At 41.9% G+C, this 26389-nt stretch carries 24 protein-coding genes, 1 pseudogene and 1 other annotated feature; of the genes and pseudogenes, 23 read left to right on the top strand and 2 right to left on the bottom strand.

The window, feature by feature from the left end; all coding sequences use genetic code 11:
• Nucleotides 1-3 precede the first annotated feature (3 nt).
• From R6U02_RS08410 to R6U02_RS08360, 11 genes and pseudogenes are all read left to right on the top strand, one after another.
• Entirely contained in the window at nt 4-1119 is a 1116-nt protein-coding gene (locus R6U02_RS08410; protein ID WP_410263168.1) for a Gfo/Idh/MocA family protein, read from the top strand.
• Nucleotides 1120-1160: 41 nt separating this feature from the next.
• Nucleotides 1161-2189 (top strand): Gfo/Idh/MocA family protein, encoded by a 1029-nt coding sequence (locus R6U02_RS08405; protein ID WP_410263167.1) that lies wholly within the window; start codon nt 1161-1163, stop codon nt 2187-2189.
• Nucleotides 2176-3039 (top strand): sugar phosphate isomerase/epimerase family protein, encoded by an 864-nt coding sequence (locus tag R6U02_RS08400; protein ID WP_410263166.1) that lies wholly within the window; start codon nt 2176-2178, stop codon nt 3037-3039. The genes R6U02_RS08405 and R6U02_RS08400 overlap by 14 nt, the downstream gene beginning before the upstream one ends.
• Nucleotides 3040-3070: 31 nt before the next feature.
• Complete coding sequence (locus R6U02_RS08395; RefSeq protein ID WP_410263165.1) at nt 3071-4147, top strand: Gfo/Idh/MocA family protein; 1077 nt, start codon at nt 3071-3073, stop codon at nt 4145-4147.
• A 150-nt stretch (nt 4148-4297) separates the two neighbouring features.
• Nucleotides 4298-5005 carry a GntR family transcriptional regulator gene (locus R6U02_RS08390; RefSeq protein ID WP_410263164.1) on the top strand — a complete coding sequence of 236 codons (708 nt, stop codon included), beginning with the start codon at nt 4298-4300 and terminating at the stop codon, nt 5003-5005.
• 138 nt (nt 5006-5143) lie between these two features.
• A pseudogene (locus R6U02_RS08385) lies at nt 5144-5370 on the top strand (glucuronate isomerase); the annotation flags it as partial.
• Between the two features lie 120 nt (nt 5371-5490).
• Nucleotides 5491-7434, top strand: coding sequence for a fructose-bisphosphatase class III (locus tag R6U02_RS08380; RefSeq protein ID WP_410263163.1), 1944 nt, complete (start codon nt 5491-5493; stop codon nt 7432-7434).
• 97 nt (nt 7435-7531) lie between these two features.
• Entirely contained in the window at nt 7532-8173 is a 642-nt protein-coding gene (locus tag R6U02_RS08375) for a bifunctional 2-keto-4-hydroxyglutarate aldolase/2-keto-3-deoxy-6-phosphogluconate aldolase (protein WP_410263162.1), read from the top strand.
• A 10-nt stretch (nt 8174-8183) separates the two neighbouring features.
• Complete coding sequence (locus tag R6U02_RS08370; RefSeq protein WP_410263161.1) at nt 8184-9131, top strand: sugar kinase; 948 nt, start codon at nt 8184-8186, stop codon at nt 9129-9131.
• Between the two features lie 151 nt (nt 9132-9282).
• On the top strand, nt 9283-9936 hold the full coding sequence (locus tag R6U02_RS08365) for an SDR family oxidoreductase (RefSeq protein WP_410263160.1): 654 nt from the start codon (nt 9283-9285) through the stop codon (nt 9934-9936).
• A gap of 162 nt (nt 9937-10098) precedes the next feature.
• Nucleotides 10099-11064, top strand: coding sequence for a DUF1002 domain-containing protein (locus R6U02_RS08360; RefSeq protein ID WP_410263159.1), 966 nt, complete (start codon nt 10099-10101; stop codon nt 11062-11064).
• A 279-nt stretch (nt 11065-11343) separates the two neighbouring features.
• Here R6U02_RS08360 and tyrS read toward each other — a convergent pair whose 3' ends face one another.
• Nucleotides 11344-12609 (bottom strand): tyrosine--tRNA ligase, encoded by a 1266-nt coding sequence (gene tyrS, locus R6U02_RS08355; RefSeq protein ID WP_410263158.1) that lies wholly within the window; start codon nt 12607-12609, stop codon nt 11344-11346.
• An 11-nt stretch (nt 12610-12620) separates the two neighbouring features.
• Nucleotides 12621-13112 (bottom strand): NUDIX hydrolase, encoded by a 492-nt coding sequence (locus R6U02_RS08350; protein ID WP_410263157.1) that lies wholly within the window; start codon nt 13110-13112, stop codon nt 12621-12623.
• A 60-nt stretch (nt 13113-13172) separates the two neighbouring features.
• Nucleotides 13173-13376 (bottom strand) — a binding site (T-box leader).
• A gap of 166 nt (nt 13377-13542) precedes the next feature.
• Here R6U02_RS08350 and R6U02_RS08345 point away from each other — a divergent pair.
• From R6U02_RS08345 to R6U02_RS08290, 12 genes are all read left to right on the top strand, one after another.
• Nucleotides 13543-15954, top strand: coding sequence for a TIM-barrel domain-containing protein (locus R6U02_RS08345; RefSeq protein WP_410263156.1), 2412 nt, complete (start codon nt 13543-13545; stop codon nt 15952-15954).
• A gap of 152 nt (nt 15955-16106) precedes the next feature.
• Nucleotides 16107-16931 (top strand): Cof-type HAD-IIB family hydrolase, encoded by an 825-nt coding sequence (locus R6U02_RS08340; protein ID WP_410263155.1) that lies wholly within the window; start codon nt 16107-16109, stop codon nt 16929-16931.
• 116 nt (nt 16932-17047) lie between these two features.
• The gene (gene metG, locus R6U02_RS08335; protein WP_410263154.1) at nt 17048-19087 is read left to right on the top strand and encodes a methionine--tRNA ligase; all 2040 of its coding nucleotides are present in this window, start codon (nt 17048-17050) and stop codon (nt 19085-19087) included.
• Between the two features lie 124 nt (nt 19088-19211).
• Nucleotides 19212-19982, top strand: coding sequence for a TatD family hydrolase (locus tag R6U02_RS08330; RefSeq protein WP_410263153.1), 771 nt, complete (start codon nt 19212-19214; stop codon nt 19980-19982).
• A gap of 12 nt (nt 19983-19994) precedes the next feature.
• Nucleotides 19995-20570 carry a ribonuclease M5 gene (rnmV, locus tag R6U02_RS08325; protein ID WP_410263152.1) on the top strand — a complete coding sequence of 192 codons (576 nt, stop codon included), beginning with the start codon at nt 19995-19997 and terminating at the stop codon, nt 20568-20570.
• Nucleotides 20560-21456, top strand: coding sequence for a 16S rRNA (adenine(1518)-N(6)/adenine(1519)-N(6))-dimethyltransferase RsmA (rsmA, locus tag R6U02_RS08320; RefSeq protein ID WP_410263151.1), 897 nt, complete (start codon nt 20560-20562; stop codon nt 21454-21456). Before rnmV ends, rsmA begins: the two co-directional genes overlap by 11 nt.
• A 246-nt stretch (nt 21457-21702) precedes the next feature.
• Nucleotides 21703-21960 (top strand): Veg family protein, encoded by a 258-nt coding sequence (locus R6U02_RS08315; protein ID WP_410263150.1) that lies wholly within the window; start codon nt 21703-21705, stop codon nt 21958-21960.
• Between the two features lie 160 nt (nt 21961-22120).
• Nucleotides 22121-22966 carry a 4-(cytidine 5'-diphospho)-2-C-methyl-D-erythritol kinase gene (gene ispE / locus R6U02_RS08310; protein ID WP_410263149.1) on the top strand — a complete coding sequence of 282 codons (846 nt, stop codon included), beginning with the start codon at nt 22121-22123 and terminating at the stop codon, nt 22964-22966.
• Between the two features lie 90 nt (nt 22967-23056).
• Nucleotides 23057-24037 (top strand): metal ABC transporter solute-binding protein, Zn/Mn family, encoded by a 981-nt coding sequence (locus tag R6U02_RS08305; protein WP_410263148.1) that lies wholly within the window; start codon nt 23057-23059, stop codon nt 24035-24037.
• A gap of 45 nt (nt 24038-24082) precedes the next feature.
• Nucleotides 24083-24799 (top strand): metal ABC transporter ATP-binding protein, encoded by a 717-nt coding sequence (locus R6U02_RS08300; RefSeq protein ID WP_410263147.1) that lies wholly within the window; start codon nt 24083-24085, stop codon nt 24797-24799.
• Nucleotides 24736-25536, top strand: coding sequence for a metal ABC transporter permease (locus R6U02_RS08295; protein ID WP_410263146.1), 801 nt, complete (start codon nt 24736-24738; stop codon nt 25534-25536). The genes R6U02_RS08300 and R6U02_RS08295 overlap by 64 nt, the downstream gene beginning before the upstream one ends.
• Before the next feature lie 222 nt (nt 25537-25758).
• Nucleotides 25759-26389 (top strand): LytS/YhcK type 5TM receptor domain-containing protein (locus tag R6U02_RS08290; RefSeq protein WP_410263145.1); only part of this gene is annotated, 631 nt, incomplete at its 3' end.

Here is a 26389-nt window from a genome sequence, read left to right as displayed (position 1 = left end):
GGCATGTATGCGAAATTTATCAAAGACGGTATGGTACCAAATATGGAAATCGGTGCGATTTGTGACATCGATCCTTCCAAAAAAGAAATCGTTGAATCAGACTATCCAGAGGTGCCCTTTTATGAAGACTACATCGAAATGATGGAGAGCGGCAAGGTGGATGCGATTGTAACGACTGTGCCGCATTACCTGCATCCGGAGATGGGTATCGAAGCATTGAAACATGATATTCATGCATTAGTTGAAAAACCGGCAGGCGTTTACACCAAACAAGTCAGAGAATTAAATGAATTTGCCGCAACCAAACCTGAACTGACTTTTGGGATCATGTTCAATCAGCGCAACAATCCGCTATACAAAAAAATCAAAGAAATCGTTGATAACGGAGAGATCGGCAAGATCCGCCGTACGAACTGGATCATCACGACTTGGTGGAGACCGCAACCGTATTACGATCAAAGCGAATGGCGCGCGACCTGGGGCGGTGAAGGTGGAGGCGTACTGGTAAACCAGGCACCACATCAGCTGGACTTGTGGCAGTGGATCTGTGGTGTGCCGCAATCTGTTTATGCTAAGGTCTCTTATGGTTTCCGTCGCAACATCGCGGTCGAAGACGAAGTGACAGCAGTCGTTGATTACGGTGACGGCGCAACAGGCACCTTTGTCACCGCGACACATGACATAGTAGGAACCGATCGCTTTGAAATTCTAGGCGACAAAGGAAAAATCGTCGTAGACGGCAGTCAAGTGGCTACGGTCACACGCTTGAAAAAGCCGGAACAGGAATTAAGTGCAGAAATGGACTTTGAAGACGTGAAAAAACTCTTCATGGGTCAGATGAACATGGAGGAACTCTATTCTCAAGAAACGATCGAGTTTGAAAGTGCCTGGGGCGAACAGCACGCCGGCGTTTTAGAAAACTTTGCAGCGAACGTTCTAGATGGCACCCCGCTTCTTGCACCCGGTTCTGATGGGATCAACGGCGTCCGTTTAGCTAATGCCATTCATTTATCAAGCTGGACTAAAAAAGAGGTCAGCCTGAAAGATCTAGATGAAGACTATTATTTAGAAGAATTGAACAAGCATATCAAAGAAGAAGGCAAGTTTGAAACGAGATAAAGACAGACTATAAAAGACGATAAACAGGAAGTGAGTGTTTTATGTTAAGAGTCGGATTAATTGGTTTAGGTGATGTGTCACCGATACATGTCCACGGGATTCATTCGAGTGAACATGGCGAATTAGTGGCTGTCTGTGATTTAAATACGGAATTAAGTTCTAACTTTCCGGAAATACCGTTTTTTTCCAATATTGACCGCATGCTTGAAAAAATGAATCTGGATGTCGTGCACATTTGCCTGCCCCATGATCTGCATTATCCTATCACGCAGAAATGTGTGGAACACGGTGTTCATGTATATTTAGAAAAACCTTTAGCGATGTCTTACGAAGAAGCGTTGAAACAGGTTGAAGTTCAGAAACAGACGGACAAGAAAATCTGTGTAAGCTTTCAGAACCGTTACAATGCCAGCTTCGAACGGCTGATACATATTTTAGAGAATGAAGATGTCGGTGACGTCACGTCCATCAAAGGATTGGTGACATGGTTCCGTCCGGAATCGTATTACACGACGAAACCCTGGCGTGGCAAGAAAGACAGAGCAGGCTATGGATCGATCATCAATCAATCGATCCATACGCTTGATCTGATCCAACTGATTGGCGGAGACTTGGTGAGCTGTAAAGCGGTATTGTCCAACCTGACTGATTACGATATTGAGGTGGAAGATACAGCAAGTGCCACGTTTACTTTCAAGTCCGGGGTCAAAGCATTTTTCCATGCAACAAATGCCTACACCGAAAACTCGTCCGTCGAAATACAGGTCATCACTGAAAAAGAAAAGTTCACCATCAAGGATAGCCGTTTATATATCACCAACGATGAAGGGCGAAAAGAAGTCATCGTGGAAGACGATAAACTGCCTGGATCCAAATTTTACTATGGTGCAGGGCACATGCATTTGATCAATCGGTTTTACGAAAGTATTTTAAACGATACAGATGACTACGTGACCGTTGAAGATGCCATTCCCTCTATGGCAATGATCAAACTGATGGACTTGTCTTCAAACAATACGAAACGACCGGAACGAATCAAACTGGAGGAGATAAGTTATGTCACAAGCTAAAATTGGCGTGCAGGCCATGATGTTGAAAGAGAAATTTGAAGAATTAGGCGCTTACGAAACTTTGAAAAAAGTCAATGAACTGGGTTACCATTCAATCGAAGTCTCGCAAATCCCGATGACACCTGAAAATGTGAAAGCAATCAAAAAAGCTTCTGTAGACTTTGATATGGAAATTGCTTCCATGTCTGCAGGCTTGAAACCGCAACGAGAAGGACAGGAATCCTTAAGCACGCATTTTGATAAAATCGTTGCAGACTGTAATGCTGTTGGAGCCGATATTTTGCGCATCGGCATGTTACCGTTTGATGCAATGGCTTCCTTGGATAAAGTGATAGAATTTGCGCACGAAGCAAATCACTATGCTGAAAAACTGGCTGAACAGGGGATCAAATTATATTATCATAATCATCATATCGAATTCACCAAATATGACGGCAAATTCCTGCTCGATATTATTCGTGAAGAAGCGCCATTACTCGGGTTCGAACTGGATGTCCACTGGGTCCAACGCGGTGGACGTGACCCGATCGATGTCCTGAAAGAGTATGAAGGTAAAGTCGATCTGGTTCATCTTAAAGATTATCGTATCGCCCAACTTCCTGACGAAGCGTTTGTAGCCCTTGAAAAAGGAGATAATGAAACATTTATGCTGGCGTTCACCAATGTCGTTCAGTTTGCGGAACTAGGCGAAGGGACTCTAGACCTGCCGGGAATCATTGAACAGAGTATCAAGAGCGGGGCACGATACTTGCTCGTTGAACAGGATGATCAGTACGGCAGAGATCCGTTTGACTGTCTGGAAACATCAAGAGATTACTTATATGAGAACGGTTATAAACATTTATTTTAATGGCTAAAATAATTAGAGAAGGTGAGACGTTTTGAGTAGTAAAGACGGAATGAATTACGCACCTGAGGGAAACGTCAACTGCGTCGTTGAAGAAGGCGAGTTTCCTTTCGCAGTGGCCGCATTGGATCATGGCCATATCAACGGGATGACGAATGGCTTGCTGGAAGCAGGAGCCACATTGAAATGGGTCTATGATCCGGATTTGAAAAAAGTTTCGGCATATAGAGAGCAGTTTCCTCAGGCAGAAGTAGCTGAGTCGATCGAGCAGATTTTAAATGATCCGGAAATCAAGCTGGTTGCCGCAGCGGCCATACCGAACGAACGCAGCGCGCTGGGGAACCGCGTGCTGAAAGCCGGAAAAGACTATTTTTCTGACAAGACAGCCTTTACGACCATGAATCAGCTGGAAGAAACGAAAAAAGTAGTGCAGGAAACAGGCAGAAAATACTGGGTCTACTTCAGCGAACGTCTGCACGTGGAAAGCGCACTTTTTGCCGGTCAACTCATTGAAGAAGGCGTGATTGGTGAAGTGATTCAAATCACCGGTTTCGGTCCGCACCGTCTAAATAAAGAAAGCCGACCGGACTGGTTCTTCAAGAAAGAGCAGTACGGCGGTATATTATGTGATATCGGTAGCCATCAGATCGAACAGTTCCTGACTTTCTCAGGTAATAAAGATGCGGAAATTCTGCACAGTAAAGTGGGAAATTACGCAAATCCGGATAAACCGGAACTGGAAGATTACGGTGATGCGACGCTCGTTGGAGAGAATGGCGTAACCTTTTTCTTCAAAGTCGACTGGTTTACACCAGACGGTTTGAGCACCTGGGGCGATGGCCGCATGTTTATTACTGGAACAAAAGGGACCATTGAAGTACGAAAATATGTGGATGTTGCCAGGGAAGAAAGTGGCGATCATGTCTATCTCGTCACTGAAGAAGGCGAGAAGCATCACAACGTTAAAGGAGAAGTCGGGTTTCCGTTCTTTGGTGAAATGATCAAAGACTGTCTGAACGGGACAGAAAACGCCATGGCACAAGCGCATATTTTTAAAGCGCAGGAATTATGCATCCGTGCTCAGAACGAAGCGATTCGGATAAAAAACTAATTAAATATGGACTTAAAGAGACAACTTAGTGGTCGTCTCTTTTTTTAGGCAAAATCGAATAAATAGTAACAACATGATATTTTTTGTGTTATATTCTTAGATATTAGTATACAAGTTAGCGATTACATAAACGGCAAAGGAAGTTAGACTATGCAAAATATAACCTTACAAGACCAAACGTATGAAAAGTTACGCGAAATGATTATAAAAACAGAATTATATCCAGGTCAGAAAATATCGGAATCAAAATTAATGGAACTTTTAAATGTAGGTCGAACCCCGATCCGGGAATCGCTTAAACAATTAAAGAAACAAAATCTAGTATACACTTTTCCTCAATCGGGCACATATGTTTCTAAAATTGATATGAAGCAAGCGGCCCATTCTCGTTTTGTCAGAAAGTGTGTGGAAACAGAAGTGATGATTGAATTATGTGCAAACTTGAATGAAAAATCTGAACAGCGGTTGCAGTCTATTATAGACGATCAGAAGGTGGAATTTGAAAAAGGAAACATTTCTGGGTACTATGATTTAGATAACCAATTCCACCGCGCATGTTACGATATTGTTGGAAAAGGTCAAATATGGAACTGGATCAAAGAGTTCAGTGTTCACTTGGATCGGTTTAAATGGTTACACTTGAAACATAATACCATCGACTATGACCAGATATTAGAAGAGCATAAAGAACTCTTAGCTGCGATAAAAGCAAGAAAAACAGAAGAAATAAAGTGTCTAGTAGAAAACCATATAGATATTATGGTGCGTTCCGATAATAATATCATTGAGAAATATCCCGAATTCTTTTTAGAAGAAGCTGCTCAGGATTTAAACAAAGCGGACAACGATATTCTATGAAAAATAGGAGTATAGATATGATGAATTGAGAGATAAAAGATCATTATCACCTGTTTTTATAAATATGGATTTTCACCGGTGCACGGTATGAAGTCGAGCAGGCAGTTGGATCGATCAGATACAATGGATGAAGAAGCTTTGGATCCCAAGCAGATTGCTGAAGACCACCAGTTCAAGGGTTTTTCTGAGTATAGCTGGCTGGCGATCACTATAAATGGCGTGCGATGCGTGCCAATGGTGTGTCTGAAGATAAAGTAACGGGAAATGCCTCTCCTGAAGAAAAGTTCGAAGCCTGGGCCGGGACTGCAGAAGCAGCTATCGGCAATCCATTATTCCACTGGACGCAGCTGGAGCTGAAAAAGATTTGATATCGATGAGATAATGTAGATTTAGTAATGAAATGAAGATGGGTAAAGAGAGGCTGCTTTCATAAAAGGAAGCTGTCTCTTTATAAAAAATCATCGCGTATCAATCTGGAGGATAAAATGGATAAAAACTATTTAAACTTAATCAGAGAGAAATATTCGACACCAGAAGCCTTGTATACCGAGCTCATTAACTTGGAAGCCATACAGAACTTACCTAAAGGGACAGAGTTATATCTTTCGGATGTTCACGGGGCTTCTCAGTCCTTCGAACACATTTTGCGCACCGGTGCCGGTAATGTTCGGGAAAAACTTGAAAATTATTTTGGGGATCAGTGGACGACCGAACAGAAAGACTGGTTTAACCTACTTATTAGTCATCCGGAATATGCGCTGAAACATGATCATTTTGAGGCCGTCAAAGATGATGAGTGGTATGCAGATACGATCATAGATCTGGTGAAATTCATGGGTTTTTGCGCGATCAAGTATACGCGGTCAAAATTGAGAAAAGCCCTGCCCGAAAAGTACACCTATATTATCGAAGAACTTTTATACACGGATTTTAATCAGAGAAAAAAGAATATGTATTATAAAAACATCCTGAATCGATTGATAAGTCTGAAGCAGGCAGAGCCTTTTATTATCGCCTTAAGCGAAGTCATTCAGCGGTTGGTCATCGATCATCTGCATTTAGTCGGAGATATATTTGATCGCTCGAGCGGGGAAAATCGAGTGATGGAAAAACTGATGGAACACCATTCCGTCGATGTACAGTGGGGGAATCATGATCTGCTATGGATGGGTGCACGTTTCGGTTCCAAGGTAAACTTGATCACACTCTTACGTATTGCAGCGCGATATGGTTATTTATTTGAACTGGAAAGAACCTACGGCTTGAATTTAAGACCTCTTTTTTTACATGCAGAAGAAAATTATAAAGTGACTGACGCATTCAAACCCAAAGGCTCTAAAACATCTTCTTTATTGATAGAAGAGAGTGAAGAGCTACTGACCAAAGCACATCACGCACTGGCCGTTATCCAATTCAAACTGGAAGAACAGATCATCGAAAGACGACCAGAGTTTCAAATGTCCAATCGGTGTCTATTAGGAAAAATAGATAAAAATAAACAGATTGTCGAAATTGAAGGAAAAATCTGGTCGCTGACGGATTTTCCTTATGAGCAAATCGATGAAGAACAGCCTAATCAGCTATCCATTGAAGAGGAACATATTGTCAGCACTTTGATTGATAGTTTTCAGCGATCCGATAAAATAAAGCGCTATATCAATTTCCTGCTTGAAAAAGGAAGGATGTACCTGATCTATAACGGTCACCTGCTTTATCACGGTTGTTTGCCCATGGATGAAAATGGTGATTTTCAATCGATCGAACTGGAAGGAAATAAAGTGGCCGGCAAAGAAATGCTGGATACCTTTGACCAGTACGTTAGAAAAGCAGCCAAATCACCTGACACGAGTGACGATTATGCCACAGATGTCCTCTGGTATGCATGGGCTGGTGATAAGTCACCTTTATTTGGCAGAAATAAGATGACGACATTTGAACGGTATTATATTAAGGATACACAAACACATATGGAGAAACGAAATGCCTATTTTAATTTAAGAGAAAAGGAAAAAGTAGTTGAAAAAATATTACACTCGTTTGGTCTGGAAAACAAAAGCGCCAAAATAGTGAACGGACATACTCCGATAGAAGTAAAAAAAGGGGAAAGTCCAATTAAAGCGGGCAATCGTTTAATTGTCATCGATGGAGGCATGAATGAAGCTTACCGTGAAGCAACAGGGATCGCGGGTTACTCATTATTAAATAACTCATACGGGTTTCAGATTGTGACACATCAGCCTTTTGAAACTGTTTCTGAGTTGTTTAAACGGGGGAAAGATGAAACAAGTTTAAAACATATGATCGATGGAAAACTGGAAAGAACATTGATCAAAGATACAACCATCGGACTAGCCATCCAGAAACAAATCGATATATTACTGGAAGTTGTTCAATACATTGATTCACAGGATACATCGATAGCGGACTAAATGAGTCGTGAAAAAGCGATAGATGATAAATATAGTAGAGCTCATTTTAAGGGAGCGTTATACTGATATACAAGTAGCAAGCAAACAGGAGGAAATCATGACAAAAAAACAGGGGATCTTATCTCAATTAAAAGAAAATTACTTATTTGCTGTAATTCGAGGTCATTCAGCAGAAGATGCAACGAAGATCTCTGAAGCCGTTTATGAAGGTGGCATTAAAAATATTGAGGTAACCTTCACGACTCCTCAGGCAGATGAATCAATCAAAAAATTAGCGAAACAATTTGCAGATACGGACATGGTTGTGGGTGCCGGAACAGTTATGGATGCCATCACTGCACGTATTGCAATCATTGCCGGAGCAGAATTTATCGTCAGTCCGAACTTTGTCCCGGAAATTTCGACCATCTGCAATACCTATGCTGTTCCCTACCTGCCAGGATGCGGCACAGTGACAGAAGTAGCCAATGCTATGGCAACGGGTGTTGAAGTGGCTAAAGTCTTCCCAGGAGGCATTTTAGGCCCTGCATTCATTAAAAATGTACATGGTCCTATTCCTCACGTGGAAATGATGCCTTCGGGTGGCGTAAGCCTAGACAACATGGATCAGTGGATGAAAAATGGCGCGTGGGCAGTAGGCATAGGGAGTGCGTTAACAAAAGATTTGAAAGAAAAAGGATACAGCAGTGTGACTGAAAATGCTAAGGCCTTTGTCGATAAATATAATGACTTAAGATAGGATGTGTAAAATGGCTAGTGTTGTATTAATTGGAGAACCACTGGGCCTGTTTAGCGCCCAGGAGTATGGAGCGGTAAAAGATGTGCCTCGTTTCAATCGTTCTGTGGCCGGTGCAGAACTGAATGTAGGGGTGGGATTGTCACGTCTCGATCATACGGTTAAATACGTGACGAAAATAGGGAGAGATCCCATCGGAGAGCACATCTTAGATTTTATGGATGTAGAAAAAATGGATACCAGTCATGTGCTTTTTTCAGACGATCACGAAACGGGTTTGATGCTGAAAAATAAAGTGAGCGACGGGGATCCAATAACAGCGTATTACCGCAGATGCAGTGCATTTACGACCTTGTCAGTCGATGACCTCAGAAATGTGGATGTTTCATCTATCAAACTGCTGCACGTTACGGGTATCCCGCCGGCAGTCAATCCTGGTGTCAGAGAAGCAATCTTTTATTTGATGAAGAAAGCCAGAGAAGCCGGGACCTTTATCACGTTTGATCCTAATCTGAGACCGGCGATTTGGGAATCAGAAGCAACGATGGTTTCAGTGCTCAATGAACTGGCGAGTTATGCTGACGTCGTTCTTCCCGGTATCGCTGAAGGGAAGCTTTTAATGGGTTCTGATGATGTCGAAGACATTGCCAAGTTTTATCTGAATCAGGGCGCTAAAGTCGTGATAACGAAAAATGGTGCGCACCGCGCATTTGTCACTGAAAAAGCAAAAGAAACAATCAATGTTAAAGGATTTGAAGTCGATAAAGTCGTCGATACGGTAGGTGCCGGGGATGGATTTGCGGTAGGCATCATTCATGCCTATCTTAATGGACGTTCATGGACGGATGCGGCAGTTTATGGCAATGCTATCGGATCACTCCAAGTTCAGCACGTAGGAGATAACGAAGGCTTACCGACCAGAAGCAGACTTGAAAGTTATATCGAAAAGTTTAAACAATAAAGAAATGACTTGAGGTCTTAACGTACTGAAGAGTAGAAAGAAATATATAATTTTATCGAGAATACTTACGAGACTGAATCGTTCTCTTTGGTCAATCTTTCCTCTTTTGTTATGGTGATAGCAGAGAGAAAAAATCAAAGGAGCGGTAACGATGAATGTATTAATTGTTGGAGCAAACGGTCAAATCGGACAGCATCTAGTGGATGAACTGAAGGATGAAGGCAAGCACACACCGATCGCTTTTGTCAGAAAAGATGAACAAGTTGAAAAGTTTAAAGAAAAAGGTGTCGAAGCAAGACTAGGGGACTTGGAAGGGACCGTAGCTGAAATAAAAGAAAGCATGCATGATGTGGATGCGGTGGTCTTTACGGCAGGTTCAGGTGGAAGCAGCGGAGATGATAAAACGTTACTCATTGACTTGGACGGGGCCGTCAAAGTGATTGAAGCCACCAAAGCCAGCGGGATCGAGCGTTTCGTCATGGTAAGTGCATTTGGCGCCGACGACAGAGATCGATGGAGCGAAGAACTTAAACCTTATTATGTTGCCAAACATTTTGCGGATATGTGGCTGATGGACTCAAGCCTAAACTACACCATCGTGCGTCCAGGTATGCTGGAAAATAAAGAATCCATCGGCAAAGTTCTCATAAAAGACGCCATTACAGATACTGAAGTATTCAGTGTTCCAAGAATCGATGTGGCAAAAGTCATTGTGTCTGCATTGGATAACAAAAAAACGTATCATAAATCATTTGATTTAGTCACGGGTGAAGATGCAATAAACGATGCACTGAATAAACTGTAAATTAGCATTAAAAAAATCAATCATTTCGGAATCATCGAAAAAAGCATTGTCAGAGCAACATTAGGCAGTGCTTTTTTGCTTGAATAGTCAAAAATGCAGGTTGGTGGTATACTATATTTGCATTTACACTAATACATTGACTTAAAAAGGAGAGAACATATTATGATGAAAAAATTAAAAAGAGGAATCATATACGTAGCGGCATTAAGTGCGTTGTCACTGGTTCCCATGTCAACGGTAAACGCCACCGAAGGGATCGACACAAGTGTTGTCGATGAAGCGTGGGGACTTCCTACATATGTGTATGGTGGTGGTCTCAATGAGGCACAGGTTGAAGAAACTGCTGATTTGTTAGATATCGATGACATGGATAATGTGGCAAGCGTTGATGTGACCGGTGAAGACCTGCAGAATTACCTGGGTACCGGATCGGGCAACACAGCGAGTATGATCTCTTCAGTATTGGTTCAACGCGAAGGTGAAGGGGACGGAGTCACTGTTCTCATCGAGACGCCGGATGATATTACTGAAATCACTGAAGAACAGTACGCGAATGCTGCGATAACGGCTGGTGTGGAAGATGTAACGATCATGGTCGCCAGTATTCGTCCAGTCACAGGCGAAAGTGCCTTGACAGGTATTTATAAAGCCTTTGACGTTAACGGCGAAGAATTGGATCAGGACCGTATGGAAGTGGCTCAGGAAGAACTTGAAACAACGAACAATATTGCTCAGGAAAATGCGGCCAATGAAGAATTTGACACCTCGCGTTTTGATCAGGCAATCGTGGAAATCAAACAGCAATTGGCTGAACTAAGAGAGGGTCAAGAAGAACTGGCAACTCGTGAGGATATTGAACGTATAATTAATGAGGCACTGGAAAATAATGACCTGCAGAACGTTATCAGTCAAGAACAGATCGATCGTCTGTTGGCGTTCTTTGAGCGCTATCAGCAAACGGGTGCAATCGATTCTGAACAAGTGAGAGAACAGCTTGAAAATTTATCGAATAATATAAGAGACCGTTTCGGAGACGTCTGGCAAGATGCAGAAGACAGCGGCTTGATCGATCAAATCGGAAACTTTTTCAGACAAATTTGGGAAGCAATCAAAGGACTTTTTGACTAAAGAGTTGTTTGTTCGAAATACAATTTAAAAGATGAAAGAGGGCCATTCTGATGAATGGTCCTCTTTTTACTATCTGCTCAAATATAGCGATTTTCCAGTGGTAACTAGAAATCTTCTATACGGTTCGCCCATAGCGGTGGGTCCTGTTTAGTTTAGCGGGGGTTTTATTAATAGAAAGGTCAGTTTTGATGATTTCAGAAAAATAAATATAAACAGAAAAAACTATTCCGACCTAATGTAAAAAACAAAAGGGGGGAATAGTTTTTTAATTTACAGATTTTAAACCAAGTGAACGAGGAAGTATTTCTTTTTACCTTTTCGAACAATAACGAAACGACCTTCAAAACTGTCGTCATCCGTAACGACATGGTCGACGTCTTTGACTTGGACACCTTTGATACGGATCGCACCGTTTTTGATGTCTTCACGTGCCTGACGGCGGGAGGGTTCGATTTTTGTTATATCAACCAAAAACTCAACTAAATTATGTTCACCAGCAGGTGCTTCTGATGAAGGGACGTCTTTGAAGGTCGACTCAATTTGTTTAGCTGTCAAATCCTGGATGTCGCCGGAGAATAGGGCCTGGGAAATTTTAAGAGCTTCGTCTAGAGCATCTTGACCGTGTACAAAACGGGTCATCTCTTCAGCTAATGCTTTTTGAGCGGCACGTTTGTGTGGTTCTGATGCGACTTGTTTTTCCAGTTCTTCGATTTCCTCTTTTGATAAGAAAGTGAAGTACTTCAAGTATTTAACGACATCGCGATCATCCTGGTTGAACCAGAACTGGTAAAATTCGTAAGGCGTCGTTTTTTCAGGGTCCAGCCAGATCGCTCCGTCTGCAGATTTCCCGAATTTTGTGCCGTCAGCTTTAAGTAATAAGGGGATCGTTAAACCAAATGCTTTAGATTCGGCTCCTTCTTTTTTACGGATCAAGTCTAAACCAGCTGTGATGTTTCCCCATTGATCCGAACCGCCGATTTGAAGCTGGACGTCTTCATTCTGGAATAAGTGCAGAAAGTCAACAGACTGAATGATCTGGTAACTGAATTCGGTAAAAGAAATACCGGTATCCAAGCGGCTTGAAACAACATCTTTTGCTAACATGGTGTTGATGTTGAATTCTTTACCAAAGTCACGCAGGAAGTCCAAGAAGGATAATTTGCTCAGCCAGTCATAGTTGTTCACTAATTTAATGCCGGATTGATCCGAACCGGCTTGGAAGAGCTGACGCATTTGTGCGCTTAATTTTTCTGCGTTTTCTTCGATTTTATCCATCGTCTGTAAGACGCGCTCAGAGTTTCTTCCGCTCGGATCGCCAATCGAACCTGTTCCGCCGCCTATTAAAATAACCGGTTTATGACCGGCCAATTGAAATCTTTTTAAAATCATAAAAGGAATCAAGTGTCCGACATGCATGCTGTCGCCGGATGGGTCGATGCCGCAGTATAGAGCGATTGCTTTTTCAGTTATCACCTTACGTAAACCCTCTTCATCGGTTTGTTGATTAATGGCTCCGCGCCATTCTAATTCATCTAAGATATTCATTTTTTATCTCCTTAATTATTTAATATTTCCCAATCATCAAATGTTTTTTTGTCCAACAAACCGGGATTCGTATTTTTTTCATCAATGACTTTCAAAATAAGAGGTGAGGCATTGTGCAGGTTTAAATCATCAAGGGCCATCCACAGGACACCGTCCGAATCATTCTTTCCATCCACTACTTCATCAGGGATACTCTCGGCTTCACCATTCACTGTAACGGTATACAGAGAAAAAACGTGATGGGTGATCACTTGATGGTTCTTTATTTTCAGAAAAGAATCATAGATTCTGGGATTCTTATAATCGAGAACTTTGAAGCCTGTTTCTTCAAAAATTTCTCTAACCAAAGTGTCTGTAAGTCCTTCACCCAGTTCTTGACTCCCGCCAGGAAGGTCGTATCGGTTTTTATAAGGGCCGGAATTTTTTGATATGCAAAGCAGTTTATTATCTTTTATAGCTACACCATAGACACCAAAGTGTAATTTATAGTCCAGCTCTTTCAATAGATGACCTCCTTCAAAAATGTAGACATAAAAAAAGCCCCACAAAAAGCTTATGCTTTTCGTCGGGACGAACAGTGCCGTGGTACCACCCTGATTAAAATAAGTTTGAAAACTTATCTCACTCGTTCCCTTAACGCCGGGTTGCGTCTCGTAAGAGATCAGCTCCAAGGTGTACTTCGGTTTGTTTGTCTCTGCGAATTCTCACCACCCATTCGCTCTCTGAAAAAATACAAACAATCTACTTCGCCTATTCATAGCTTTAACTATTTATATCCGTCAGTATAAGGGATTATGATGTTTAAGTCAACCGTGTGACTGACTCACCCCGGGTTGCAAAAAAAAATATTCCGGATTAAACAACTAATGAGTGGCGATATTGTTGGTGTATGCTAAAATATAATTAAGAGCTAGTGAGAAAGGATGAGGACACTTGGTAACGAGAAGAAAAGAAGTGTTTAACTTAGATAGAGAGCCAGTCGCTCCGATTGAATCGCAAGTTATCTGGAAGAACTACCGTTTCACAGTCTTGACGACTGCACTCATTCGGCTAGAACACGATTCGAACCGTATATTTGAGGATCGTGCGACACAAGTAGTTTTGAATCGCAATTTCACCACACCAGAATTTACTAAAAAAGAAAATGATGAATATTTAGAGATCATTACGTCAAAAGTCCACCTTATTTTTCTTAAAGAAGAGGGGGGATTCACAAAAAACAATTTCCGTATCGAAGCGATCGGTAACTATAGTCTCTATCATAGTACCTGGTACTTTGGAGAAACCCCTGATACGTTGAAAGGTACAGCACGTACGCTTGACTTTTCAGATGGACCGATCGATTTAGAAGAAGGTCTAATGAACAAAGATGGCTATTCCGTATTCGACGACAGCGCGTCCATGAGATTGACGGATGATTCATGGGTAGAAAAGCGACCTAAGACATCAACGGATATGTATTTCTTTGGTTATGGCCGTGATTATTTGCGTACGCTGAAAGATTATCATCACTTGACTGGTAAAACGCCAATACTGCCTCGTTATGCACTGGGCAACTGGTGGAGTCGCTATTACCCGTACTCTCAAGAGGGCTATAAAAGCTTAATAAAAAAATTCGAATCAAAAAACATACCACTTTCAGTAGCTGTAATGGATATGGACTGGCACATATGCGATGTCCCGCCTGAATTTGGTTCGGGCTGGACAGGCTACACGTGGAATAGGGAATTATTTCCAGATCCCGAAGAGTTTTTAAGCTGGTTAGACGATCATGGATTGCGCACAACGCTTAATTTGCATCCAGCCAATGGTGTCCAACCTTTTGAGGAAATGTATGAACCGATGGCCAAGGAAATGGGTGTGGATTATGAAGATGAAAAACCAATCAACTTTGATATTGCCAACCCGAAATTTTTAGATGCTTATTTCAGATATTTACATCATCCGCATGAAGAATTAGGGGTCGATTTCTGGTGGATCGACTGGCAGCAAGGCAGTGTCACAAAAGTAGCGGGGCTGGATCCGCTGTGGATGCTTAATCACTACCATTTCCTGGATAACGGTAGGGGTGACAAGCGGCCGCTTATATTCTCCAGATATGCCGGCCTCGGATCGCACAGATACCCTGTCGGATTTTCCGGCGATACAGCGGCGACCTGGAACACGCTCGATTTCCAACCTTACTTCACTGCTACGGCATCTAATGTCGGTTATAGCTGGTGGAGTCACGACATTGGGGGTCATTACGGCGGGAAAAAAGATAATGAACTCTTTGTCCGATGGGTCCAGTTCGGCGTCTTTTCTCCAATTAATCGACTCCACAGTCAAGACGGTGAATTTAGTGGAAAAGAGCCTTGGCGCTACGGACGATTAGCAGAAAATATCGTTTCAAGATTTATGCGTCTAAGACACCGGATGGTCCCGTATCTATATACGATGAATGTGATCAATCACCTTGATGACTATCCACTCATACAGCCGATGTACTACCATCACCCCTGGAAAGACGAAGCGTATGATGTACCCAACCAATACTATTTCGGTACACAGATGATCGTAGCACCTATAACTTCTCCGATGAAAAATGAGTTGCGTTTAGGCAAGGTGAAAGTGTGGTTGCCGGAAGGCAGATGGTACGATTTCTTTATTCACCGTTCCTACGAAGGTGACCGTGTCATCGATATGTACCGATCTTTATCGGTCTATCCCGTATTTGTCAAAGCAGGGGGGATCGTACCGCTGGATCAAAGCTTCAGTAACCACACCGGAAATCCGGAAAAGATGGAAGTAATGATTTATGCTGGAGATAACGGGAATTTCTCGCTATATGAAGATGATGGAACAGGCAAAGATATAGAAGAAGTCACCACGAAAATGTCACTCAAATGGAGAGAAGAGGGCGAGGATTGGTCGGTTTTCCAAATAGACAAACCTGAGGGGAATCCCGGTATTTTACCAAAAGAGCGTCAGTTCACTTTAACTTTAGTCGGTTTCGCCTGTCAGAAGATGCCACAAGTGTATGTCAATAATAAGTTTATTGATGTTGAGATCAAGTGGAAAGGTAAGATCATTGAGGTTGTGATACCAAAACAGTCCATTGATGCATCTTATACTGTCTGTTTCACAGAAGTTCAATTGAAGAAAAATGATATGCAAGGTGAGTTGTTCCGATTCCTTGACCGAGCACAGTTGCCCGCCAGCCTGAAAGAAAAAATTCACGGCACGATCATTAGAGGGAAAACAAGTTCACGTGTTATTAGTGCACTGCTGGCATTAGACCTTGGTGAGGAATTGATGGATGCTTTAAGTGAAATAGTATGGGCCAATCCAGATGAGGTCGATTAAAATAAAACACTATTAATTGAAATTAAAGAGAAGGAAGGCCAGAAGTTTGAGGACTTTTGGAAACCTTCCTTCTTTTTCTGTTGTTTTTGTGGGCCCACTTTCATATACATGATATAATAGAAGAGAATCCATTAAGAAAGTGAGCGTCTCATATGACAAAAATAGTCTTTTTCGATATTGATGGAACATTAGTAACGAAACACAACAGTATTCCGAAATCTACGAAACGAGCAATCAAAGCGTTGAAAGCGAATGGGATCATTCCTGTTATTGCAACGGGACGCGCTCCCTTATTGATAGAAGAAGTGCGTCGTGAGTTAGATATCGATAGTTATATAGCCATGAATGGTCAGCTTGTTGTTCACGAGGGTGAAGTCGTTTTCCACAATCCTATCGAAAAAGAAACAGTTGACCGGTTAATTGACCGAGCCGTTGATAAAAATGATGGCATCATCTTATGCGGGGCAAAGGATATTTTCAGTAATGCCATCGTATCGCTGGCAAAAAGAAGTTCCATACTGACATTACTTAAAGGTTTAGTGAAATTGATTCCCGGCTCCATTCAAGTTTCATTCTTTAGCCGCTTAATTAAAAAGCCGCCTAAACCAAAAGATTATGCGGGCATACCGATCTATCAAGTGATTATTGAAACATCAATGGATGAAGAAGAGCAGTACAAAAAAGATTTTGAAGCCCTGCATTTTGCGCGGTCCAATCATTATACAGTGGATATTATCAGCAAAGGCATTTCAAAAGCGACAGGTATCGAAAAATACTTGGACCATGTCGGCGCAGTTAAAGAAGATACGTATGCCTTTGGGGATAGCCCTAATGATCTGGAAATGCTGGACTACGTGCATACGAGTGTGGCGATGGGGAATGGATGGGATAACGTCAAAGCTATCTCCGATTACGTCACGGACGATGCCAGTAAAGATGGCATCGAAAAAGCCTTGAAGCATTTCAAACTTATCTGAATCGGCATCATTCCTGTCTTTTGCAGTAGACACTCCTATGCTATACTAATTAAGAAACGTTTGTCAGAGCTTTGAACGAACGATTAAATTTAAGCAAATCGAAGGAGGACATTAAGTTGTCTGATAGAAAGTCATTTTATATAACAACACCTATCTATTACCCGAGCGGGAAATTGCATATCGGCAATGCGTATACAACCATTGCCTGTGATGTTTTGGCACGCTATAAACGATTAAAAGGATTCGATACCTTTTATCTGACGGGAACAGATGAGCACGGTCAAAAAATCGAAACAAAAGCGAAAGAATTTAATCAGACGCCACAGGAATATGTCGATGCGATGGCTGAAAGCATCCAGTCTCTCTGGAAAACACTGGAGATTTCCAATGACGACTTTATCCGCACAACAAGCCCGCAGCATAAAGAAGTGGTTGCGAAAATATTTGAAAAACTCCTTCAACAAGGAGATATTTATTTAGGTGATTACGCCGGATGGTACTCTGTTTCTGATGAAGAATTCTTCACTGAGACACAATTAGATAAAGTCTATAAAGATGACCAGGGCAACGTTACAGGTGGTGTGGCACCAAGTGGTCATGAAGTTGAATGGGTGAAAGAAGAATCTTATTTCTTCAAAATGAGCAAGTATGCTGACCGTCTGCTTCAGTACTATGAATCGCATCCGGAGTTTATTCAACCGGAATCCCGTAAAAAAGAGATGGTCAACAATTTCATCAAACCGGGACTGGAAGATTTGGCTGTGTCACGGACAACGTTTGACTGGGGTGTAGAAGTCCCTTCCAATCCTAAACACGTAGTCTACGTTTGGATCGATGCCTTGGCAAACTATATAACAGCCTTGGGTTACGATCCGGATTTAGGCGGATTCGATGATCAGCCAGAAAAATTTAAAAAATATTGGCCGGCCGACGTCCATATGGTCGGTAAAGAAATCGTCCGTTTCCACACGATCTACTGGCCGATCCTACTGATGGCACTGGACTTGCCTTTACCGAAACAAGTCTTCGGACATGGCTGGTTGCTAATGAAAGACGGCAAAATGTCTAAATCCAAGGGCAATGTCGTCTATCCTGAAAAACTTGTCGAACGATACGGCGTCGATGCCGTACGTTATTACCTGATGCGTGAAGTGACCTTTGGCAGTGACGGTGTCTTTACACCTGAAGATTTCATCTCACGTATAAACTATGATCTGGCCAATGATTTAGGGAATTTAGTGAACCGTACCGTTGCGATGATCAATAAGTATTTTGACGGTAAAATGCCGAGTTATCAGGGAGATGTGACGTCATTTGATGAAGCCTTGCGCCTGCAGGCTTTAGAAACAGTCGATGAGTATGAACTGAATATGTCAGCTATGCAGTTCAGTTCGGCCCTTCAATCTGTCTGGAAGCTGATTTCTCGTACCAATAAATATATCGATGAAACAGCACCATGGATGTTAGCAAAAGATGAAACAAAAAGAGAAGCATTGGAAAGTGTCATGGCGCACCTAGCTGAGAGCTTACGTGTAACAGCATTACTCCTGCAACCCATTTTACTGCATACGTCCAAAGCCATTACCGAACAGCTAGGTTTTTCTGACGATGATGTTCGCTTCGATAAGGTCGAATTCACGTCACATGAACAGGAAAAACGGGTCGTAAAAAAAGGCACCCCTATTTTCCCTCGTCTGGATGTGGAAGCAGAAGCTGAATTTATTCAGAGCTGGATGAATCAAGAGAGTGAATCTGAAGGAGAATCAGAAGAGATGGAAGCATTTGATCCAGAAGAAACCACATTGACATCGGTTAAGGATAAAGAGATCAAGTATGATGTCTTTGACCGCATGGAACTTAAAGTAGCTGAAGTGATCGCCGTTGATAAAGTGGAAGATGCGGACAAACTGCTCAACTTCAGACTAGATGCAGGTGACGAAGGCGGACACCGCCAGATCTTGTCAGGTATTGCTGAATTTTACCCTGACCCACAAGAGCTGATCGGAAAAAAAGTCGTCATCGTTGCTAATTTAAAACCGCGTAAGATGCGTGGAGAAATCAGTCAGGGCATGATACTTTCAGCCGAAGATACAGAAGGTAATCTGGCAGTGATCGAAGCGCCTGGTCAAATGCCGAATGGCTCGATCGTAGCGTAATATTAAAATAAGTTAAACGTAAATTCCAACAAAGAGAGAAGCTGTGTCTTTCGACTTTGTTGGAATTTTTCTGCGGATGGTGTATTCTAAATGAGACAAGTGAGACATTAAAAGGAGAGAAACTATGCTTTTCGACACACATACACATATCAACGTAAAAGAATTTAAGGGTGAAGAAGCAGAAGCTATACAGCGCGCGCGTGACAATCAAGTCAGCCGGATGGCGGTCGTTGGTTTCGATACGGCCACAATTAAAAAGTCGCTTGAACTCAGTCGCGACTATGAAGGGGTTTATTCGATCATTGGATGGCACCCGACAGAAGCAGCCACCTATACGGATGCAGTTGAAAACCAGTTGATCGAACAGTTAAAAGGAGATAAAATCGTTGCGATGGGTGAAATGGGTCTTGATTACTATTGGGATACCGCACCTAAACTCGTTCAACACGATGCCTTCAGACGTCAGATTCGGGTTGCGAAAGAATTGCAGCTGCCCGTCAGCATCCATAACCGTGAGGCTACTGAAGATACGTACAAAATACTCAAAGAAGAGCACGCTGGCGATACAGGCGGTATCATGCACAGCTTCAACCTGGACACCTACTGGATGGAAAAGTTTTTAGATATAGGCATGCACATCTCATTAAACGGTATTGTGACGTTCAAGAACGCACCGGAAGTGAAAAAAGTGGCACAAAACGTCCCCTTTGATAAACTGCTGGTTGAAACAGATGCCCCTTATCTGTCACCGATGCCTTATAGAGGAAAGCGCAATGAACCGAGCTATGTTAAATTTGTAGCTGAAGAAGTGGCTAAGCAAAGAGGGCTGCCATTTGAGGAAGTGGCCCGTCAGACTACCCAGAATGCTTTGCGGCTGTTCAAACTGGAAGAGTAAAGGTGAGACATCATGGATAAAATCAAAGAGATCATAGTGGTCGAAGGGAAAGACGATACCAAACGTCTGGCTTTGGCAGTTGAGGCGGATACGATCGAAACAAATGGTTCAGCGATCAATAAAGAAACGCTTGAACGCATTGCCTTGGCACAAGAAACAAGAGGCGTGATCGTCTTTACGGATCCGGACGGCCCGGGTGAAAAGATTCGAAAAATCATTTCCCAACATATCCCCGGTGTGAAGCATGCCTTCATAACCAAGGATCAGGCACGCCGCAAAAGTGAAACCAAAGAAAGCCTTGGCATCGAACATGCATCGGTTGAAACGATCAGAGACGCGCTGAACCAGGTCGTTGAAGAACGCATCGATGCGAAAGAAACAGTGAGCAAAACATTTCTGATGCAGACCGGTCTGATCGGATCGACTAAAGCACGGGCATTGAGAGCAGCCCTGGGGGAAGAGTTGCGTATTGGCTATACTAACGGTAAACAATTGAAAAAACGCCTGACGATGTTCGGCATAACAGAAGCTGAGGTTACAGAAGCTCTAGAGAAGATACGAAAGGAACAACTAAACGATGAATCTTAAAGATATCGCAACACCTAACCGTACAAAAGAAATTCTACAGAAGTATGGCTTTTCAGTAAAGAAAAGTTTGGGACAAAACTTTATCATTGATACAAACATACTCAGAAAAATCGTAGAAGCTGGCGAAATTTCCAAACGAACCACGGTGATCGAAGTGGGTCCGGGTATCGGTGCGTTAACTGAACAATTAGCCAGGCAAGCAGGTAAAGTGATTGCCATTGAAGTCGATAAGCGGTTACTGCCTGTTTTAGCAGACACACTTTCGCCGTATTCGAATATCGAGGTCATTCATGCAGACATACTTGATGTAAACTTAAGCGAGTTCTACTCATCGCATTTAGAAGACGCTGAAGAGATCGTTGTTGTCGCGAACTTGCCTTATTACATCACGACACCCATTATTTTGAGGTTTTTAGAGTCTCGTTTACCGATCGACCGGATGGTACTCATGATGCAAAAAGAAGTGGCCAGTCGGCTGTCCGCTCATCCAAGCACCAAGGCGTACGGCTCGCTGTCGATCGCTGTGCAGTATTATATGGATGCTGAAGTGGCATTCACTGTGCCTAAAACAGTCTTTATGCCTCAGCCGAATGTTGATTCTGCCATTATCAAGTTGAGCAAAAAAGAGAAGGGCGGAATAGATGTTGAAGACGAGCAGTTGTTTTTCACATTGACGCGCTCTGCCTTTGTTCAACGCCGCAAGACGTTATGGAATAATCTGCAGGTCGCTTTTGGAAAAGATAAAGAGGTGAAAGACCAGATGGCGGTAGCCTTGGAAACTGCTCAAATCGATCCAAGTAGACGAGGAGAAACTTTGTCGATCGAAGAATTCGCCAAATTGTCCAATGCATTCTCACATGTCGATCTATCCAAATCGAAAGACTGATCTTTTTAAAATTGAACGTGGTCTAAAGTTGAGAAAACAGCGAAACACGAACGATGTCTAATCGATGATCGAGAGTTATATTAAAAAAAATTAATGTTATCTGCTTTAATCTTTAGTTTATAAGCTTTTATAAACTCATGTTAATTTAATCTTCACAAAAAAACCTATCTTTATTCGCGAATAAGCTTTTAATTTTCGGTTTTTAGTGGTATAATTAGTTTACTACTTTGTGAGGTGAGTCGAAATATGCCAACTACTTTAGCGAGCATTAAGAAATCCTTGGATAGTCAAATTGGAAAAGAAATCAAATTGATTGCTCAAGCTGGAAGAAAAAAGACGATAGAGCGCAAAGGAATTTTAGCAGAAACATATCCTTCTGTTTTCGTTGTAAAACTTGATCAGGAAGAAAACGCAGTAGAAAGAGTATCCTATAGCTACACAGATGTGTTAACGCACTCTGTCGAAGTTGAATTTTCTGAAGAAGTAGAACTTGTTTTAAATTAAACAGAATAATATTGGTAGTAGTATAATTTGTTTTAAATTATGCTACTTTTTTTATGTCTAAAATTGTGGAATAGTGGAGTCGCGGTCCTTTCTTTTTCAAAAGGAAGCCAACTGATTTACAATAAGGTTAAATGGGTCTGCAGAGAGAGGAGGAAGTCGATTGTCTCTATATGAAAAAGCGCCAGCCAAAATCAATCTATGTCTCAACGTATTGCGAAAAAGAGAAGACGGTTTTCATGAAATGGAAATGATCATGACCCCTATCGATCTGGCAGATCGACTGACTTTCAATCTGCGACCTGAAGAGATCAGTCTTGATTCAAACAGTTCATTTATGCCGCTTGACGAACGCAATATCGTTTATCAGACGGCTCGGTTACTCAAAGATACGTATCAGGTGAACCAAGGCGCTGATATTTTTATTGAAAAAAACATTCCCATTGCAGCTGGTTTAGGTGGCGGGAGCAGTGATGCAGCAGCGACCTTGAGAGGATTAAATCGATTGTGGGATCTGAATCTTACAATCGATCAACTCGCACATTTAGGGATACAAATCGGTTCAGATGTGCCTTTTTGCGTATATAATCGAACGGCTTTTGTTTCTGGTAGGGGAGATATAGTCGAACCGATCGAAGCATTCCCTAAAGCTTGGGTCATTCTTGTCAAACCGCCGAAAGGGATCTCGAGTTGGACGGTATTCAAGGACTTGGAGATAAATAGTTTGCCTACTTACGATATTCAGTCCATGCGAGAAAAAATAGAAAACGGGTCGTTTCAAGAAGCCGTTCGATTTGCCGGTAACGCTCTAGAAGTGCGGGCAACCAAACAGAATCCTCTGATCATTGAAGTTAAAGAAAAAATGTTTCGATTCGGTGCCGACACCGCATTAATGAGTGGAACAGGACCGACCGTCTATGGGTTAACACAAAACCTGAAAAAGGCAAAACGTATCGTTAACGGGTTAAAAGGGTTTTGTCGAGAAGTGTATTTAGTCCGAACATTATAATCTGTCAAATAGAGCTTGACAATAGGTGGAGAAAAGTGATATTATTTAAATCGTAATGATTACGATTTGCAAAATTGGAGGATATCAATAATGAAAAATATAAACAAAGTACTTATTTCACTTCTTTCGCTCTCAACTTTGGCTGCATGTTCTGCGGATACAATGGAATCGACAGATGGAACGGAAACGGACGATGCGGTTTCTAATGAAGAAGAAAAACTGTCCGTGGTGACGACCTTTTATCCAGTGTATGAATTTACGAAGCAAGTAGCCGGAGACCGTGCTGAGGTTGAATTGATGATCGCTGGCGGTACAGATGTGCATCGCTATGAGCCAAGTGCGAGAGACATCGCCTTGATCAATGATGCGGATATGTTTGTTTTCAGCAGTCATGAAATGGAAACGTGGGTAGAAAGCATGCTGGCTTCTCTTGATAATGAAGACATTATCATTGTGGAACAAGCCGAGGCCATTGATTTGATGGAACCGTTAGCGGATGATCATGGAGATGAAGACGATGATCACGGTGAAGAGGAAGACGATGCGCATGGTTTGGATCCGCATGTCTGGTTAGATCCGGTGTTAGTTCAGGACCAGGTGGAAACAATGAAAGAAGCATTTATCGCAGTGGATCCAGAAGGTTCGGATGACTATACTCAAAGAGCCGAAGAATTTCAGTCCGAATTACAAGAATTACATGAGATGTACGAAGATGCTTTCAGTGAAGCGACGCAAAGACGTTTCGTTACTCAGCATGAAGGTTTTGGTTATTTAGCTCGACGTTATGATTTAATTCAAATGGGAATTGGAGGAGTGACAACCGAAGTGGAAATCAGTCCTTCACGCATTGCAGAAATCAATCATCTCGTTGAAGATTATGATATTCCTGTGATCTATTATCAGGAAGGGTCGAACTCTTCGATTGCTGAAACTGTCGCAAATGAAACAGGAACTGAAATAGCGGAATTATATAGCTTGGCATTCCTGCCCGAAGATATAGAAGATGAAGGTGAAGGATACATTGAGGCCATGACAAGGAATCTAGAAGCGCTTCAGAAAAGCATTCAATAAATAAGGAATATTAGTAATGATGATTTAAGGAGAGCAGGGAATACTATGCAATATATAAAGGTGAAAGATTTAGCCTTTCACTATGGAGATGAACCAGTACTTGAAAACATCTGTTTTGAAGTCAAGGCTGGTGATTTTGCTATGCTTACTGGTGAAAATGGTGCAGCCAAGTCGACGCTGCTACGCAACATCTTAGGATTATTAAAACCGACTAAAGGGTCCGTGACATTAGCTGATAAAAATATTGAAGGGGAGAAACTGGTCATTGGTTACATCCCTCAACAAGTGGCTTCATTTAATGCCGGATTTCCCAGTACCGTATTGGAGCTCATAAATTCTGGCCGTTATCCAAGAGGGAAATGGTTCAAAAAACTGGATGCAGAAGATAAAGAGCATGTAAGAAAAGCACTGGAATCTGTCGGCATGTGGAATGAGCGCCACAAAAAAATAGGAGAATTATCGGGCGGCCAGAAACAACGCATATCTATCGCACGCGTTTTTGCGATGGATCCAGATTTATTTATTTTAGACGAACCGACAACAGGAATGGACGTCAATTCCAGAGAAGAGTTCTATAAGTTACTTCAACATGCGAGTGAGTACCATAATAAAGGGATTTTGATGGTGACTCATGATCACGAAGAAATTAAACGTTATGCCAACAAACATATTGAACTCATTCGAAAGGAGGATTCGCCATGGAGATGTTTTTCTATGGATTCATGCAAAGAGCTTTCCAAGCATCCATCCTCATTTCGTTAATTGCACCTATTCTAGGTTTGTTTTTAATTCTCAGACGCCAATCTTTAATGGCTGATACGCTTTCACACGTTTCTTTAGCGGGGGTGGCGTTAGGCTTGCTTTTAGGAATCGATCCGACATGGACAAATATCATTGTCGTTGTAATTGTGGCAGTGTTATTGGAATATTTACGGAAAGTCTACCGGTCCTATTCTGAAATTTCGATCGCCATACTCATGTCAGGCGGAATGGCTGTGGCGTTAGTCTTGATGGGGTTAAATGATAGTGGGGCAACACTCAGTATAACGCAATTTCTCTTTGGTTCTATCGTGACCATATCCGTTCAGCAGGTCTGGATGTTGTTAAGTTTAACGATCCTGATCATTGTTTTATACGGGGTGTTCCGTAAGCCGATGTATACACTGACTTTTGACGAGGAGACTGCTTACACTGCAGGGTTACCGGTTCAAGTTATGTCGGTTCTGTTTAACGTTTTAACGGGAGTGACCATTGCCTTGATCATGCCTATTGTAGGCGCCCTCTTGGTTTCGGCCATATTGATACTACCAGCGGCTATTTCCTTGCGGTTGAGCAAAAGCTTCAATGGCGTCATTTTTATAGGCATAGGTGTAGCGATGCTGGGAATGATACTGGGACTTATCAGTTCTTATTATTTAGGGACACCTCCGGGTGCATCCATCACGATTATTTACATCGGTATTTTTTCATTGACCTCTATGCTTAAAAAAACAATATAGAACAAAAAAGCCGAGACAGCTGTCTCGGCTTTTTGTTCGTTTTCATATTTCATAGATTTTTTTCGAATGAAAACGTATATTTATTATTGGTCTATGATTTGTTCACAACATCTTTTGTATACACTAAAAAAACATGATACACTTTCAAGTGAGACATTATGATAAAGGCATGATAAATACGTTTGAAAATGTTAAGTACATCCTAAGGAGGAATAGAAAGGAATGATTGCAGATCTGTTTGTTAATTTTTCAATAGGTATTTCCCTAATTTTCATCTATATGCAGTTGAGATGGAAAAGTCACGAAAAATCAGCCGCTCCGGGTCTATCTGTACTCATAGATGGATTAAGCGGCGGATTAATGGGATTTATTTTGATGTATTTTTCTATTCCTATAACTGCGGAGACGATTTTAGATTTCAGGTATGTGCCGATCATGCTGATGGTTCTTTTTATTGGGAAATGGCCAGCCATTATTAGCAGTTTGGTTATTATTATGAGTCGGTTTTACATAGGGATGAATCGGTCAGCGATATATGCCATCTTGATGGTGAGTATCCTGTTGGTCGGATACCTGATACTGAATAAACTATTTGAAAAGGAAGAACGGATGTTGAGGAAAGGGCTTTACTTAACCTTCTATTCCAATACTGTAATGATTTGTTTTCTTGTTTTTTTGGTGGAAGACTTACATATAGACCTGCTGATACTTCTTTTATGGATCACTTCTACAATAGGGGGAGTGGCATCCGTCTATCTAGTGAATTACATAAGGAATTCAGAATATCTGTTCAACAAGTATCAAGTCGAGTCATCAACAGATTTTCTGACAGGTTTAAGCAACTTCAGGCGGT

This window comes from Alkalibacterium sp. (assembly GCF_046484155.1).
Taxonomy (GTDB): domain Bacteria; phylum Bacillota; class Bacilli; order Lactobacillales; family Carnobacteriaceae_A; genus Alkalibacterium.
This window is presented reverse-complemented; position numbering and strand designations above follow the sequence as displayed.

Excerpts from the sequence above, each read along its gene's own strand:
- R6U02_RS08405 (WP_410263167.1), top strand. The coding sequence starts at position 1,161 with ATGTTAAGAGTCGGATTAATTGGTTTAGGTGATGTGTCACCGATACAT.
- R6U02_RS08330 (WP_410263153.1), top strand. The coding sequence starts at position 19,212 with ATGCTTTTCGACACACATACACATATCAACGTAAAAGAATTTAAGGGT.
- R6U02_RS08390 (WP_410263164.1), top strand. The coding sequence starts at position 4,298 with ATGCAAAATATAACCTTACAAGACCAAACGTATGAAAAGTTACGCGAA.
- R6U02_RS08340 (WP_410263155.1), top strand. The coding sequence starts at position 16,107 with ATGACAAAAATAGTCTTTTTCGATATTGATGGAACATTAGTAACGAAA.
- R6U02_RS08400 (WP_410263166.1), top strand. The coding sequence starts at position 2,176 with ATGTCACAAGCTAAAATTGGCGTGCAGGCCATGATGTTGAAAGAGAAA.
- R6U02_RS08380 (WP_410263163.1), top strand. The coding sequence starts at position 5,491 with ATGGATAAAAACTATTTAAACTTAATCAGAGAGAAATATTCGACACCA.
- R6U02_RS08370 (WP_410263161.1), top strand. The coding sequence starts at position 8,184 with ATGGCTAGTGTTGTATTAATTGGAGAACCACTGGGCCTGTTTAGCGCC.
- R6U02_RS08375 (WP_410263162.1), top strand. The coding sequence starts at position 7,532 with ATGACAAAAAAACAGGGGATCTTATCTCAATTAAAAGAAAATTACTTA.
- R6U02_RS08410 (WP_410263168.1), top strand. The coding sequence starts at position 4 with ATGTATGCGAAATTTATCAAAGACGGTATGGTACCAAATATGGAAATC.
- rnmV (WP_410263152.1), top strand. The coding sequence starts at position 19,995 with ATGGATAAAATCAAAGAGATCATAGTGGTCGAAGGGAAAGACGATACC.
- R6U02_RS08295 (WP_410263146.1), top strand. The coding sequence starts at position 24,736 with ATGGAGATGTTTTTCTATGGATTCATGCAAAGAGCTTTCCAAGCATCC.
- tyrS (WP_410263158.1), bottom strand. The coding sequence starts at position 12,609 with ATGAATATCTTAGATGAATTAGAATGGCGCGGAGCCATTAATCAACAA.
- R6U02_RS08305 (WP_410263148.1), top strand. The coding sequence starts at position 23,057 with ATGAAAAATATAAACAAAGTACTTATTTCACTTCTTTCGCTCTCAACT.
- rsmA (WP_410263151.1), top strand. The coding sequence starts at position 20,560 with ATGAATCTTAAAGATATCGCAACACCTAACCGTACAAAAGAAATTCTA.
- R6U02_RS08360 (WP_410263159.1), top strand. The coding sequence starts at position 10,099 with ATGATGAAAAAATTAAAAAGAGGAATCATATACGTAGCGGCATTAAGT.
- R6U02_RS08315 (WP_410263150.1), top strand. The coding sequence starts at position 21,703 with ATGCCAACTACTTTAGCGAGCATTAAGAAATCCTTGGATAGTCAAATT.
- R6U02_RS08300 (WP_410263147.1), top strand. The coding sequence starts at position 24,083 with ATGCAATATATAAAGGTGAAAGATTTAGCCTTTCACTATGGAGATGAA.
- R6U02_RS08365 (WP_410263160.1), top strand. The coding sequence starts at position 9,283 with ATGAATGTATTAATTGTTGGAGCAAACGGTCAAATCGGACAGCATCTA.